At 64.8% G+C, this 14,614-nt stretch carries 11 protein-coding genes, 1 other RNA gene and 1 pseudogene; 6 read left to right on the top strand and 7 right to left on the bottom strand.

Going from position 1 to position 14,614, the window contains the following annotated elements:
- Positions 1–89: 89 nt before the first annotated feature.
- Positions 90–2,942 carry a DEAD/DEAH box helicase family protein gene (locus tag Q1B24_RS19515; RefSeq protein ID WP_299931802.1) on the top strand — a complete coding sequence of 951 codons (2,853 nt, stop codon included), beginning with the start codon at positions 90–92 and terminating at the stop codon, positions 2,940–2,942.
- Between the two features lie 74 nt (positions 2,943–3,016).
- Here Q1B24_RS19515 and Q1B24_RS19510 read toward each other — a convergent pair whose 3' ends face one another.
- On the bottom strand, positions 3,017–3,328 hold the full coding sequence (locus Q1B24_RS19510) for a hypothetical protein (RefSeq protein ID WP_299931800.1): 312 nt from the start codon (positions 3,326–3,328) through the stop codon (positions 3,017–3,019).
- Positions 3,329–3,591: 263 nt separating this feature from the next.
- On the opposite strand from Q1B24_RS19510, the pseudogene mobF reads away from it, so the two are divergent.
- From mobF to Q1B24_RS19490, 4 genes and pseudogenes are all read left to right on the top strand, one after another.
- A pseudogene (gene mobF / locus Q1B24_RS19505) lies at positions 3,592–5,385 on the top strand (MobF family relaxase); the annotation flags it as partial.
- A gap of 175 nt (positions 5,386–5,560) precedes the next feature.
- Positions 5,561–6,154: a hypothetical protein gene (locus Q1B24_RS19500; protein ID WP_299931862.1), complete on the top strand. Its 594-nt coding sequence runs from the start codon at positions 5,561–5,563 to the stop codon at positions 6,152–6,154.
- 98 nt (positions 6,155–6,252) lie between these two features.
- On the top strand, positions 6,253–6,483 hold the full coding sequence (locus Q1B24_RS19495; RefSeq protein WP_224278505.1) for a helix-turn-helix domain-containing protein: 231 nt from the start codon (positions 6,253–6,255) through the stop codon (positions 6,481–6,483).
- A gap of 28 nt (positions 6,484–6,511) precedes the next feature.
- Positions 6,512–7,645 carry a site-specific integrase gene (locus Q1B24_RS19490; protein WP_299931796.1) on the top strand — a complete coding sequence of 378 codons (1,134 nt, stop codon included), beginning with the start codon at positions 6,512–6,514 and terminating at the stop codon, positions 7,643–7,645.
- A 53-nt stretch (positions 7,646–7,698) separates the two neighbouring features.
- Here Q1B24_RS19490 and Q1B24_RS19485 read toward each other — a convergent pair whose 3' ends face one another.
- The 5 genes from Q1B24_RS19485 to map all read right to left on the bottom strand — a co-directional run bounded on the left by Q1B24_RS19485 (position 7,699) and on the right by map (position 13,798).
- Positions 7,699–9,402: a hypothetical protein gene (locus tag Q1B24_RS19485; protein ID WP_299931794.1), complete on the bottom strand. Its 1,704-nt coding sequence runs from the start codon at positions 9,400–9,402 to the stop codon at positions 7,699–7,701.
- Positions 9,375–10,895, bottom strand: coding sequence for a DEAD/DEAH box helicase (locus Q1B24_RS19480; protein WP_299931792.1), 1,521 nt, complete (start codon positions 10,893–10,895; stop codon positions 9,375–9,377). The genes Q1B24_RS19485 and Q1B24_RS19480 overlap by 28 nt, the downstream gene beginning before the upstream one ends.
- The gene (locus Q1B24_RS19475) at positions 10,885–11,733 is read right to left on the bottom strand and encodes a Hachiman antiphage defense system protein HamA (protein WP_299931790.1); all 849 of its coding nucleotides are present in this window, start codon (positions 11,731–11,733) and stop codon (positions 10,885–10,887) included. The genes Q1B24_RS19480 and Q1B24_RS19475 overlap by 11 nt, the downstream gene beginning before the upstream one ends.
- An 810-nt stretch (positions 11,734–12,543) precedes the next feature.
- Positions 12,544–12,912, bottom strand: an RNA gene (rnpB, locus tag Q1B24_RS19470) — RNase P RNA component class A.
- A gap of 13 nt (positions 12,913–12,925) precedes the next feature.
- Positions 12,926–13,798, bottom strand: a complete 873-nt coding sequence (gene map / locus Q1B24_RS19465; protein WP_299931788.1) for a type I methionyl aminopeptidase — start codon at positions 13,796–13,798, stop codon at positions 12,926–12,928.
- Here map and Q1B24_RS19460 point away from each other — a divergent pair.
- A complete protein-coding gene (locus Q1B24_RS19460; protein WP_299931786.1) occupies positions 13,797–14,021 on the top strand; it encodes a hypothetical protein in 225 nt (74 codons plus the stop codon). The genes map and Q1B24_RS19460 overlap by 2 nt on opposite strands.
- On the opposite strand, the gene Q1B24_RS19455 is transcribed toward Q1B24_RS19460, so the two are convergent.
- The gene (locus Q1B24_RS19455) at positions 14,022–14,603 is read right to left on the bottom strand and encodes a hypothetical protein (protein WP_299931784.1); all 582 of its coding nucleotides are present in this window, start codon (positions 14,601–14,603) and stop codon (positions 14,022–14,024) included.
- Positions 14,604–14,614: the final 11 nt, after the last annotated feature.

Raw genomic sequence — 14,614 nt, 5'->3', positions numbered from 1 at the left:
ACATCGAGGCGCACCTGCTCACCCATGACTGGTTCAAGCTCGATCCAGCGACGTACGACAAGCAGCTCGCTCTCTTCGGCGGTGAGCTCGTGGCGTACGTCCAGGATTCCCAGCCGAAGGAGTGGGAACAGCTGATCACCCGCCACGGCGGTGAACAGATGGCCGCCGCGAAGTTCGTCAAGGTCGTCGCCGATGCGATCGACCACCGCGGCAGTATCAGCGTCCTGCGCGGGACGGTGAAGGACTCCGGCGTGACGGTGCGGATGTGCTGGTCGAAGCCCGCCAACAACCTGACGCCAGAGCTGGCCGAGCGATACGCCGCCAATCGGTGCGGGGTCGTCCGACAGCTGCACCACTCGGAGTCCAACCCTGCCGACTCGCTCGACCTGGCGCTGGTGGTGAACGGCATCCCGGTCGCGACCGCAGAGTTGAAGAACCCGCTGACCCACCAGAACATCGAGCACGCGATGTCGCAGTACCGCACGGACCGCAACCCCAACGACCTGATCTTCGCCAAGCGCACGCTGGTCCACTTCGCCGTCGACCCGCACAGGGTCGCGATGACAACCCGATTGGCCAAGGACCAGACCAGGTTCCTGCCGTTCAACACGGGCTCCAATGGCCCGGGACGGCCCGGCGCCGCAGGAAACCCGACGGGCGACGGCTACCAGACTGCGTACCTCTGGGAGCAGGTGTGGCAGCGCGACGCCTGGCTCGACCTGCTCCACACGTTCGTGCACGCCCACGACGTTGCCCAAGGATCAGGCACCGTGCTGTTCCCGCGTTACCACCAGTGGCACGCGGTGCGGTCGATCCTGTCCGAGACAAGAGCATCCGGCCCCGGCGTCGATCGCCTCGTCCAGCACTCCGCCGGCTCAGGCAAGTCGAACACCATCGCGTGGACGGCGCACTCGCTCTCGCGCCTGCATGGCGACGACGACGCGCCGATCTTCGACAAGGTCGTGGTCATCACCGACCGACGCGTGCTCGATCGGCAGCTCCAGGAGACTGTTTCGGGGCTCGACCACACTCCGGGCACGATCGTGCGCGTCGACCAGCACTCCAGCCAGCTCAAGGAGGCGCTCGAGGGCAACGCGGCCCGCGTCATCATCACGACGCTCCAAAAATTCCCGGTGATCGCGGAGACCGCGAACGCGGTGGTGGGTCGCCGGTTCGCGGTCGTCGTGGACGAGGCGCACTCGTCGACGACGGGCGACGCGGTCAAGAAGCTCAAGAAGGTGCTGGGCGACGGGCTCGCCGAGGCCGAGGCCGCGGAGGAGGAGTCCGAGACCTCGCCCGAGGAGAACGCGCTGCTGGCGAGCGCCCGGGCGCGGGGGAAGCAGCAGAACCTGTCCTTCTTCGCCTTCACCGCGACTCCGAAACCGAAGACGCTCGAGACCTTCGGCCAGCTGGAGCAGGACGGGCACAAGCGGCCCTTCCACACGTACTCGATGCGCCAGGCGATCGAGGAGGGGTTCATCCTCGACGTGCTGGCCAGCTATACGACCTACTCCACCTACTACAAGCTCGCCAATTCCCACCCCAAGAACGATCCCGAGATGGATGCGGGCAAGGCCAAGGCCGCGCTCGCACGGTTCGTCTCGCTGCACCCCTACCAGCTCGAGGCGAAGGCCGAGGTCATCGTCGAGCACTTCCGCCAGAAGACCGCTGCCAAGCTTGATGGCAACGCGAAGGCGATGGTGGTGACGCGCTCGCGACTGCACGCTGTGCGCACCAAGCAGGCGCTCGACGCCTACATCGAGCGCAAGGGCTACGACCAGGGCGATGCTCCGCTCCGGGTCCTGATCGCGTTTTCCGGAACGGTGTCCGACCCCGAGGCGCCGGACCTCGAGTTCACCGAGGCGGGGATGAACGGGTTCGGCGAGGGTCAGCTGCCGAAGAAGTTCCGCGAGGACGGATTCCAGGTCTTGGTGGTCGCCGAGAAGTACCAGACCGGCTTCGACGAGCCCATGCTCCACACGATGTACGTCGACAAGAAGCTCGCCGGGGTGAAGGCGGTGCAGACACTGTCGCGGCTCAACCGCACCCACCCGGGCAAGGAGGACACCTTCGTCCTCGACTTTGCCAACAGTGCCGAGGAGATTCAGGAGGCCTTCGAGCCGTTCTACGAGGAGTCATTCGCGGCGCCGACCGATCCGAATGTGCTTTACACGATGGAGCACGACCTGCTCGCCGCCGGCGTTCTCGCATCGGGAGAGATGGCAGCCGCGGTGGCAGCCCTCCTGTCCGAAGACCCCACGCAGCAGTCGGTGATCTACGCCAACCTGCATCCGGCAGTGGGGCGGTTCGCGCTGTTGGAGGTGGACGCGGCCGAGGAGTTCCGGGCCCAGCTCAACCACTTCTGTCGCGCCTACGCCTTCGTCGCCCAGGTCATGCCGTGGACCGATCCCGACCTGGAGCGCCTGTTCCTCTACGGCAAGGCACTGCTGACCGAGCTCCCGACCGGGGACTCCGACCCAATGCCGCAGCTGAGCAAGTCGGTGCAGCTCACCCACCTGCGCCTCTCGGTCTCGGGCGATCACGTCATCGAGCTGACTGCGGCAGACGAGGCAAGCGTTGCGCTACCCGGCGAGGGCAAGGGCAAGGAAGCCGACCCCGTCCTCGACAGGCTCTCGGCCCTCATATCGGCCATGAATGACAAGTACGGCGCAGACCTGGGCGACGCCGACAAGATCTGGGTCGACCAGCAGTGGGTAGTCGTCAAGGACGACGACGAGATGCGCGACGTCGCACTCCACAATGACCGCAGCCAATACGAGTTGGTGCTGGCCGAGAAGATCAAGGAGTTCTTGGTGCAGCGGCATGACAAGAACGGACAGCTGTTCGACCTGTTCTTCGCCAACCCGGATTTCCAGACGATGATGCTCAGTTATCTGGCCGGGACCTACGACGAATTTCATGCGGAGGCCGAGACCGCTTGAACGGGGAGGCACGTCCGCTCATCCCTCTTAACCTGCCTTCGCCTTGCCTCACCAAGCGCGACCGTCCGTCTGAATCAGGCGGCGGGCGGCTTGGCCTGTCCGTTGAGATAGATGCCGGACAGTAAGCCAAGGCTGTGCTCGAGCCAGCCGAGGACCACGTGAACGAATAGGCCTGATACCAATCCGTACAGCACGGCGAAAAGCGCGAGGTCCGATGACGCCAGCGCCATGAACAACGTACCGAGTGCAATGAGGGCCAGCAGCGCAATGCGAGTCCCCCTGATGGTCCTCACGAACCGCCCAACTTCACCGGCGTAGTTCTGCGCTGGCGTGCGACTCGCTGCTTGGCCGGCCGGCGCGGGCTCATTGTTCCCCCATGTGCTCATGAACCGAGCGTAAGCGCAGGCTAGGGGCGCCGTCCCGCAATCAGTCGCTTCGAAATCGCCCTGTGACCGCGCACGCATTGATCCAGCCAAGCCAGTCGCCTGGGCTCGCTATCAGCAGCCATTGCTACACATCAACGGGCCCTCGATGCCTCCCTGCTAAGCGTCTCTCTTCCCCACCAAATAAGCGGCACGCATGCTACGAATTTCCGTGAGGGATAGCACGGAAAAGGCCGTCTGACCTGCGGATTCGTGGTTGTCGATGGATGTCGATGGGGGCGTCTCGGGTGCACGGTGGGATGAAGATCTATCGCGGCAGTGCCGCAGCCGCGCGCACCTACGTCGAGGCCGACCGGTCCCGAGCAGATGACTACTACCTGGCAGAGGGGACCGGCCTGGCGCAGCGTCTCGTCGCCCGGTCGAGCCTCGTGCAGCGACGCGACGACATGGATGGCCCAACGTACGAGCGGTGGGTGGCGGGATACGACGTCGAGTCCGGTGCAGCGAAGGGCCGGCTCCGCTCTAACGCCCAAGCGGTCCGGTTTGTCGAGGTCACCGTCAACGGACCCAAGACCTGGTCGATCGCCGCGGCGCTGCACCCTGAGGTCGCGGAGGCGTACGACGCTGCGCAGGATCGCGCTGCGGCGGAGATCATCAGCTGGCTGGCCCAGCACGCGACCACTCGCGTAGGACCGCGCGACCGCCAGGTGCAAGTCCCGGTCGAGCAGATCGAGGCTGCCGTTGTACGTCACTTCACTTCACGTGCCGGTGATCCGCACCGGCACCTTCATCTCCAGATCAACGCGCGGGTGAAGGCGGCCGGATCGTGGCGCGGACTGCACACGGTGGGGATCCGCGACAGCCTCGAGGCAATCAACGGGATCGGGCACGCCGCGGTGATGACTGACCCTCAGTTCCGAGCGGCGCTGGCATCGCACGGCTACTCCCTCGACGACGGCGGCGGCGAGATCGTCGAGCTGAAGGCGTACGCCGGAGCGTTCAGCGCGCGGGCACGACAGATTGAGACCAACATCGACCGCTACGAGGCCAGCTGGCGTGCGGACCATCCCGGCGAGGAGCCGGGTCCGACCCTGCGGCAGTCGTGGGACCGGCGCGCCTGGTCCGAGGCCCGCCCGGACAAGGTCATCCCAGTGTCGGGCGACCAGCTGCGCGAGCGGTGGTCGGACGAGCTCGACGACCTGGGATTCGTTGCACCCTCCCGGCCGCGTCATCTCGTCACGGTCCGACCGGGGGAGCTGGACCGAGAAGTCATCGTCGACAGGGCGCTCACGAGGCTCGGCTCGCGACGGTCGGCGTGGAACGGTGCGGACGCTCGCGGTGAGGTGGAGAAGCTGATTGCGTCGGCCGAAGTGGTCGTCGACGGCGCTGTCCGCCGAGAGCTGGCCGAGGACCTCGCAGCGCGGGTGCTCGAAGCCTCCTCGCTGCTGCTCGGTCGCAACGACGTCCCGGCGCACGTCAGAGCCCACACGTCACCTCGCGTCTTGGCGGTTGAGCGTGAACTCGTTGCCCGCATCACTCAACGCGCCGACGAGAGGACGATCACCGTGGTCGAAGGTGCCGCCGGGGCCGGCAAGACGCGTCGGTTGGCTGCGAAGCGAGCAGAGGTCGAGGCACGCCGTGGACGGATGTTGATCGTGACGCCGACCCGCAAGGCTGCTCAGGTCGCGTCGGCCGAGGTCGGCACCGCGGCGTACTCCGTGGCTTGGCTCCTGCACCAGCACGGCTACCGCTGGGACGAGGACAGGCGCTGGGGGCGCGCGGAGCCGGCACCCGACGCGCCGCGCCTCGATCGCCGCACCCTCCTGGTCGTCGACGAGGCCGGGATGCTCGACCAGGACGCGGCCCGCGCACTGCTCGAGCTGGCCGACGCCACGGGTGCTCGGGTGACGCTGGTCGGCGACCGGCATCAGCTACCGGCGGTCGGACGCGGGGGAGTGCTCGACCTGGCGGCCCGGTTCGCGCCGAGTCGGCTGGTCGAGCTCGAGGGCGTCCATCGCTTCGCCGATCCGGAGTACGCCGACCTGTCGCTGCGGATGCGCACTGGCGCCCGACCTGACGAGGTGTTCGACGAGCTGGCGCGTCGTGGGCTCGTGGTGGTGCACGCCAGCGAGGTCGAACGGGTCGCCGCCCCTCGCCGCGCTTGCCTCGAGCGGCGAGCTCGTCGTAGCCGACACCCGCGAGCAGGTCACGCGGATCAACAGTCTGGTCCACCACGTGCACGCCAGCAGAGGGGAGGACCCCGACGTCCTCGTCACCTCCGCGGGCGAGCGAATCGCGGTGGGAGACCGGGTGGCAACTCGTCGCAACGACAGCGAGCTCGGGGTCGCCAACCGGGAGAGGTGGACCGTCGTTGCTGCGCGACCGGACTCGGTCGAAGTCTTCGGCGACGCAGGACGTCGCGTCCTCCCCGCGACCTATGCGCGTCGGCACCTCGAGCTCGCCTTCGCCACCACGGCGTACGGCGCGCAAGGTTCGACCGTCCCGACCTCGCACGTGCTGGTCGGCGAGCACAGCGGCGCCGCGTCGACGTACGTCGGGATGACCCGCGGGCGCGAGCGCAACGTCGCGCACCTGGTCGCTGAGACCGAGGACGACGCGCGCCGTCAGTGGGTTGAGGTGTTCGGCCGCGACCGCGCCGACCTCGGACCGACGCACGCTGCCCGTCGTGCGGCCGAGGACATCGACCGGTACGGCCCCACTGCACCGAGGCGGGCCGCGCTCCGACCGCCGGCGCCGGTAGCGCGTCGCCCGGAGGAACTGCGCTATCCGCAGGCGCAGCCAGCGCAGGGGTCTGGCGTCGGACGGTGAGGCACACAGACCTCACCGACGGTCGCACGCGGACGTCCGAATCCATCGGCGTGGGGTTGCTACTCCAACGGACCATCACCACACCTACGGAGGAACCCGTGACCACCACAACGACCCATGTTCCGTTTCCCGAGCGCGATGCTGAAGAGCTGATGACACTGTCCGAGGTCGCTGACATCCTCAGGGTGCCGATCAACACGATGCGCTGGTGGCGCCAGCGCGGGGTCGGCCCTGAGTTCTTCAAGATCGGCCGTCACCTCGTCACCACGGTCGGCGACGTGCGGCGGTTCATCCGCGAGCAGCGCCGCCAGCAGCAAGGCGCTCTCTGACAACTCACCCACCTCGTTCCGAGGAGCCATGGCCAACATCCAGAAGCGGCCGGACGGCAGGTGGCGTGCGCGCTACCGCGACGAAGCCGGCCAGGAGCACGCAAAGCACTTCACCCGGAAGCTCGACGCGCAGCGGTGGATCGACGAGGTGACGACCTCCATCGTCATCGGCCAGTACGTCGATCCCCGCGCCGGCAAGATCACCTTCAAGGAGTACGCCGAGCAGTGGCGAACCGCTCAGGTGCACCGACCCACCAGTGAGGCGTACGTCGAGTCCGTGCTCAGGCGACACGTCTACCCGATCTTCGGCGCCCGGCCGATCGGCAGCGTCCTGCCGTCGGAGGTGCAGGCGTGGGTCAAGCTCCTCGGCACGGGGGACCGGGCCGCCAAGCGGAAGCCGCTGGCGCCTGCAACCGTCGGCGTGATCCACGGGGTGGTGTCGGGGATCTTCCGCTCAGCGATCCGCGACCGCAGGATCATGGCTAACCCCTGCGAGGGCACTCGGCTTCCGCGCGTCGAACGACGGCGGATCATGCCGCTCACCACCGGCCAGGTCGAGACCCTGCGCGAGCACCTGCCCGATGACCTGAAGGCGCTGGTCATCTTCGCCGCTGGCACCGGGATGCGCCAAGGAGAGATCTTCGGGCTGACCCGCAACAGGCTCCGCCTGCTTGGCACGAACCCGGTCGTGACCGTCGACCGACAACTCCTGACGCGACTAAATCGCGTCACGGAGTTCGGGCCGTTGAAGACGCGGGCGAGCTATCGCACGATCCCGTTGCCGGCAACCGTCGTCGACGCACTCAACGGTCATCTGGCGGCGCGCGACATCGGCGACGACGACCTCATCTTCACGCTCGACGGCCGCCCGATCACCCGCCAAGCGTTCGGCCATGTCTGGCGTCCTGTCGCGAGGGTGGCTGGACTCAACCAAGCCACCGGTCCCGGCATGCACGCCCTGCGCCACTACTACGCCTCGCTGCTCATCCGGTACGGCGAATCAGTCAAGACGGTCCAGGCACGCCTCGGACACGCTTCTGCATCCGAAACCCTCGACACTTACAGCCACCTCTGGCCGGACTCCGACGACCGAACCCGAGAGGCGATCGACTCCGTACTTGGTCGCCGCATGGACGGTGATACTGAGGCTGACGCGCTATAACAGTCGATTGCACGCGCTATTTAGGGCCAGCGATCCGCCATCTCGGATCTGCGCTAGCGGAGGACGATCCCAATACGGTAGGACTGCGCGTCCTTGCTAGAGACACTCTGCACGATGGCATCAACAGCACGCCCAGCATCCATTTCAATTGCGATTGCGTCGCTTTCGGACCGCGGCAGACGCGATATCACCTTGTCATCGACGAGCAGGACTACCCCGTTCCGGTGTGCTCCCTCGTAGTCTCGACGAACTTCAACTGGCATGCCCGCCGTGAGCCCTGCAAGAAGACCCTTCGTCTCAATCCTAGCCCGAGCAAACACGGTCACAGTGAGGGGAAATAGGTCTTGGCCGCCGTAGTAACTACGCATCAAGTCGTTACCACTTGCGCGCAACGCCACCTGACGAACGGTCGGCAGTGCTGCCAACGAAATCTCGAACTGGTCTGCAAGGTCTTCCACGTCCAGGCTGGTCAGCCACCTCCGGAGTGCACCCGGCGATCGGGCACGCCCGGTGCGCTCGAACGCGTCCGCGAGCGTGACCGCAAGCACCCGCGAGTCAACTCCTAAGGCCATCACCCACGACGCAGTCAGGGAAGGGACGCCGTAGCGGATCTGCAGCGGCAGCTGCTCAAGATGGCCAGGAACAGATTCGAGTTGCAGAACATGCGCACAAATTCTCAGGTAAGCGGAAAGGCCCCAAGGAAGTCGATATCCAAAGAAATCCTCAACGAACGTGGTCAGACGGATCGGGTCGACATCGAAAGTCTTGGCGATGTCAAACACGCTCCTCCCCGTCAGCCAATGGTCGAGCACCTGCTCGTGACCCGCGTCGATAGACGTTCGTGGGTTCATTTCTCTGCACGCAACTAGACCGTCCAGCAGAAGCTCGCGGACACTCTTCCAGTCCTGTACGGACTCGAAAGCCGCCGCGAGTTCGTCTTGGTGTGCCGCAATGTGGCGGCTTATCTCGGTACAGCTCACTGCTGACAAACCGGTGCTGGCATAAACCGCTCTGAGATCATCGTCTGTCACCATGGCCGAGATCGCTGACGAGGTATCGGCCATCACCCTCCACAGCGGATCGGACGAGCGGTGCTCCGTGCGCCCCTGAATCTCGAACAGCGTATCTCCAAGGGCTTCTTTAAGCCCCTCCGGGGTAAGCGCAGATTCGCCTTCTTCAACCAATAGCGCGAGCATTTCAGCGTCCAGCTTACGTGCGATCGAAGTTCTGGAGATCCGGTTGGTAACTAGGTCGTTGAGCATCCGGAAAAGCGCACTTGTGACCCTTTCGACATCATTCCTCGAGGCCTCGAAGTAGCGGTAATCTTCTTCGTCGTTTCGGCCAAAACTTAAGAACACAACGGTGCCTTCCGTCTCGGCACCAGCGCGGCCGACGCGGCCGGCGATATTCCAAAAATCGCGCGCCGTTAGGGATATCTGCTCACTTGCCTCATCATCATATCGTCGCGTTGTATGGACGATGAGCGTCCGAATTGGCAGGTTCACGCCCTGGGCAAGCGTTGGAGTCGCGGCCAGAGCTGCAAGCTTGCGGTCCCGGAAGTCCTCTTCGATTGCTGCTTTCACAGGGCCAGGCAAGGCTGCATAGTGGACGCCGATTCCGTTGCGGAGGTACTGAGTGACCTTATGGTCTCCTCCCAGCCACTCTTCGGCGACGAGGGCGCTTCGAGGTATCCCACGCGGGCGGAGCGGCGTTGGAACCTCCCCTTCCGTCAGGTCTGCGTACTCGATGCGCTGCATGAGCGCTCCGGCGACTGATGTTGCATACGCCCTGGTTGTGTGTATACAAGGTCGCCGCTCGAGCCCTTCCAGCGCAGAAGTGCCAGACGCTGTTCCGTGGGCCGCCATTGTGACGACACTGGGTTCTCGGACGCGCGGAGCCACTCGCTGAATTCCCGTAGAGTCTCATCAGGCACCACTGCGCTCAGCGCCACGAACTTCGTGTCGGGACGACGTTGTCGAAGGCGACTGATTACCAACTCGTACTTTGGGCCACGATTGTCTTCGCCCACGACGTGACCCTCGTCCAATACAACGACGTCGATCTCGTCGATAAACTGGCTGTTGGAACGCAAGAGCTGGTCTAGTTTTTCAGGCGTTAGAACCAACAAGTCGTCGTCCAGAGCATCTTCGTCTACTGCCGACAGTTCGTAGTTTCCTGGCAGAGACGAAACCGACAGCCCAAGGTCTACGAAGAGATCGTTGAGTCCAGCAGTGACCTCGTTAGTAAGCGCGTTGAACGGCCCGACGTATAAGGCCTTGGCCCCGGGTCGGACCGCCAAGGCGTGAACGATCGCCATCTCGGCGACACGTGTCTTGCCGGCGCTGGTGGGCATCCTGACCACCCGAGAACTTGGGCTCAAAATCCCTTCGTTGAGGGCCCGCAACTGTGATGGCCACAACTCACTAATTGAGCGCGCATCCAAAACGCCTCCTGATCCCATGCCTCGGCCCAGAGTCATCAGATACCGATTCCACAAACGGCTCTCGGGTAGGCGGGGCCACAGATTGGACCAGATGCTGGTGGTTTCAAGACGAGGCAAGATTGACCGAAGGCCATTTACGAGGAGGCTCTGCGGAGCCGCGCCGATTTCGACCATCGCCCCGTGGACTACTTCTAGGTCATCTTTAGCTTCGAGCAGAGCGCTAGCTTGGCCATTTAGAAAGTATGTGCTGGCCTTAGCGAGCGCTTGTTGCGTCAGAAGGTTGGCGGCCTCGAGGACGGTCCCCGCCTCAACAGTTACGTCTCGAGCGACTGTCAAGGAGTCCGCGCTGCGGCTCAGCCTAAGGAATCTCCTCTGCAGGAACAGGGATACCAACTGCTCGAGATCTGGTGTCTGAGTGAGGGGCAGCCTCGAAACATCGGACGCGAGACGGGCCAACGTGGCTGCGTTGGCCTGGTAGCCAGCAAGTTCGTAATTGACGGCGGCAAGCATCAGCATCGACGACCGGTTTACGGACCGCGCTTCCGCGAGCTGCTCGTAGCTGCGCGCGACGAACCTCGCTGCGTTTCTTACATCACTGTCAGGAACGCCTTCGGTGCTGGCTGCCGCGCGACGAACCGCGCGTGCGAGCGAAACTAGGTTTCGCTGAAGCCTCGAAGTGTTGAAGGTTTCGACGTCCATAGAACGTCCGAGCATGCGACGCTGCAGTGCCGAGATACGCAGGGCCTCGATCTCGGCACGTAGGTATCTGTCCTGTAGCAGAGCGGTAGCTGCCTCGCTAATCGGCATCCGTCGCTCCTGACAGCGGCAACCGCTTGGCTGGGTCGGCGGCTACGCGCTGCGCCACAATCGGCCAAGTCTCTTCAATCAATGCTCGAAGTTCCGCAACGTGGACGATATCTAACTCGAGTGGTTCTTGTAGGTCTGGCGGTTCCGGTATCCGTTCGATTACGGTCGGGTCGTAGATGCTTGGATCCGTGAGCAACAAAATTCGGTAGGACCCATCCATGCCGTCCTCGCGAGATGCGAGAAACTCCTCGAATGCTTCCGCGACGCTTGGGTTTACATCGTCCAGACGTTCGGCGAGAAATTCTAACGTGTCGGTGAAGTGCAACGCGCGGTCGTCAGCGAGTTGCTGATGAGCTGCGCCGACCGCCGCTCGCGCGTTGGACTTTGTGCTGGTAGCTGTTTTGACCTCGCAAAAATGTAGCGACACTAGGTTGTCGTCTTCATCGAACTCGAACCCGACGATGTCTGTGCCATGTAGGCTCTGGTCCTTGTCCATCTGATAGCGAAGCTTTACCACTGGGACGTAGAGACCTTTAAAAACCTCTAGTACGCCAATGGCAACAACTTCGCCGAAATCGCCGAGCTGGTTTTGGACAGTGTTTGGAATGTCGAGCCGAGCGCTTGACGAGATCCAGTTGACTCGTTGTAAAAGCCTCTGCAGGCGATTTCCTGTCGTCTTTGACCGATATAGTATCTCCGCGAGCAGGTCGGCGGCTTCCGCTGGACGATCCTTTTCTGTGTGAAAAGTGGTGCCGTACGGGGTGTTTTGGGTCCTGTTCGCTTCCAGCCAAGCGTCGAACCAAACGGTCGGAAGTTGGCTATGTGCCTTGTGAGGCATTCAAATCACTCTCGGCATGAATCTTGGCATTTGCAATCAATCTTTCTCGGGCTCCGGTCCCACTTGGGGTTGGCGTCGTCATACCGATGGAGGCAGCCATCCTGTCTAACGTAGCGCCGCTCGGGGACATCGCCGCTCAAGCTCGACTGCGCGGTGCCGACGACCAGATCTGGTTCATCTGTGCGTCATACGCGGTGCATGGCGTGGGTGGCCCAATACAGAATGGGCGCATCGTTGGGGTCCACGTATCGCAAACAGAAGGTAACTGCGCCTCCGGCACTCTGTGCGTCAGGTCGGTGCCCCACGCCTTCATCGCGTGTGGTTCACGGGTGACGGGGAGGAACGACCCGCCGAGCCTCGGGTGCTGCTCGCCGGACGCGGGCTTCGCGCTAGGGGCATGGCGGCGTTCGCTACGCGCGGCGGGCTGAGGCGCCCGGGGTGCTGGGGTCGAGGGGTTCGGGGTCTCGTGACGGGCGCATAGCGCTCTCCTCGACCAGCGGTGAGGCAGGGGAGCCGAGGTGGGGGAGCGGTCCATGCAGCGGGCGGTCTCGGCCGCCCGCTCGTAGATCGCCTCGACCCGGGCCGGAAGATCCGTGTCGCACACCCGGCAGACGCCGGTGAACCGGAGCTTCATCCGCTTCTCGTCGGCACCTTCGGACACACCGCGACCCTAGGCCGGGAGGCCTCGGCTCGGTGGCGATTCGAGCCGATCAGCGACGGTAGTTGAAGACTCAAGAGTTTTTCTCTTGCGGACTATCTGCGGACTACAGCGGTGTCGTGATCACGTTTTCGCAGGTCAGAGGCCTGTAGGGAGTGGGTCGGCCTGTAGGCCGGGTTCTGTCCCGCTCACGCGGGGGCGACCATCCATCTGCGACGACCGTTGCCGGCCGCCTGGTGCGATCTACCCGGATGCTCGGGCGGGCCGCCCTCGAACGCATCCTGTCTGATCTTGCTCCGGGTGGGGTTTGCCTAGCTGCGCCGGTCGCCCGGCGCACTGGTGGTCTCTTGCACCACCGTTTCACCCTTACCGCCCGGCACGCCGGGAGGCGGTCTGTTCTCTGTGGCACTGATCCCGCGGGTTTCCCCGGGTGGCTGTTGGCCACCACCCTGCCCTGTGGAGCCCGGACCTTCCTCGACGCCTCACCGAAGGTGTGGTGCCGCGGCCGCCCGGCCGACCCACTCAGAGCCGAGTCTAGGGGTGCGTCAGCACCTCGGCGCCATCCTCGGTGACGAGGAGGGTGTGCTCGAACTGCGCGGAGCGGCGGCGGTCCTTGGTCACGACCGTCCACCCGTCGTCCCACATGTCGTAGTCGGGCGTGCCGAGGTTGAGCATGGGCTCGATCGTGAAGGTCATCCCGACGCGGATCTCGTCGTCGAAGCGCTCGTCGTCGTAGTGCGGGATGATCAGTCCGGAGTGGAACGCGGTGCCGATGCCGTGGCCGGTGAAGTCGCGCACGACGCCGTAACCGAAGCGCTTGGCGTACGCCTCGATGACGCGACCGATGATGTTGACCCGGCGGCCGGGCTTGACCGCCTTGATCGCCCGGTCGAGAGCCTCCTTCGTGCGCTCGACGAGCAGGCGGGACTCCTCGTCGACGTCGCCGGCGAGGAACGTGGCGTTGGTGTCGCCGTGGACGCCGCCGATGTAGGCGGTGATGTCGATGTTGACGATGTCGCCGTCCTCGACGACCCGCGCGTCGGGGATGCCGTGGCAGATCACCTCGTTGACGCTGGAGCACAGCGACTTCGGGAAGCCGCGGTAGCCGAGCGTCGAGGGGTAGGCGCCGTGGTCGCAGAGGAACTCGTGGCCGATGCGGTCGAGCTCGTCGGTGGTGACACCGGGTACGACGTGGGAGCCGACGAGGTCGCGCGCCTGGGCGGCCAGACGGCCCGCGACCCGCATGCGCTCGATGGTCTCGGCGTCCTTGACCTCCTCGCCGGTGAACCGCTGCGGCTTCGGCAGGTCGACGTAGTCCGGGCGGACGATGTGGGCGGGCACGGCACGACGCGCAGATACCTCTGCGGGGGATACGACAGGCACGGCGCGAGTGTAGTTTCGGCGCATGAGCGAGAACGAATACTGGTTCTGCCTGACCCACCACACGGTCGAGGGCAGGGACGGCTGCAAGAACGCCGACCGCCTCGGGCCCTACGCCTCGTCCGCGGAGGCCTCGCGTGCGCTCGAGAAGGTCGAGGAGCGCAACGAGGAGTGGGACAACGACCCGAAGTGGAACGACGACGGCCCGGGCTCCGGCGACGGCCTCACCGACGGCACCCCGGACAACTGATCACTTCTTCTTCTTGCTCTTCTTGCCCGTGACGGGGTTCGCCGCCTGAGCGACGTCGGCGGCGGCACGGACGCTCTTCAGGGCGCGCTTGGTGTTCTTGTCGAGGGTCTTGGTCAGCTCGGCGATCGCCGCCTCGTACTGCTTGCTCACCCGGGCCGCCGTCTCGGCCGCGACCCGCTCGGCGGTGTCCTGCGCGACCTTCTGGACCATCGCGGCGGTGCTGATCGCCTGGCTGCCGGCGTCGGCGGCCCGCCCGGCAGGGGAGCGCCGTGCCGAGGTCGCCACGGGCTTGGTGGACGGCTTCGTGGCGGTCGTCTTCTTGGTCGTGCTCTTCGCGGTCGTGGTCTTCTTGGCTGGGGTCTTCCTGGCGGTCGACTTCGTGGCGGTGGACTTCGCCGCGGTCTTCTTCGTGGCGGGCGCCTTCTTCGCCGTTGTCTTCCTGGTAGTCGTCTTCTTGGCCGCGGTCTTCTTCGCGGGCGTCGTCTTCTTGGCCGTCGTCTTCTTCGCTGGAGTCTTCTTGGCTGGAGTCGTCTTGGCGGTGGACGTGGTGGCTGCCGTCTTCTCGGCCGGGGTCTCGCTCACGGAGGGCTCCT

It is taken from the genome of uncultured Nocardioides sp., from assembly GCF_947488025.1.
Classification (GTDB): domain Bacteria; phylum Actinomycetota; class Actinomycetes; order Propionibacteriales; family Nocardioidaceae; genus Nocardioides.
The sequence above is the reverse complement of the archived record's forward strand: the minus strand, read 5'-3'. Positions and strand labels throughout refer to the sequence as shown.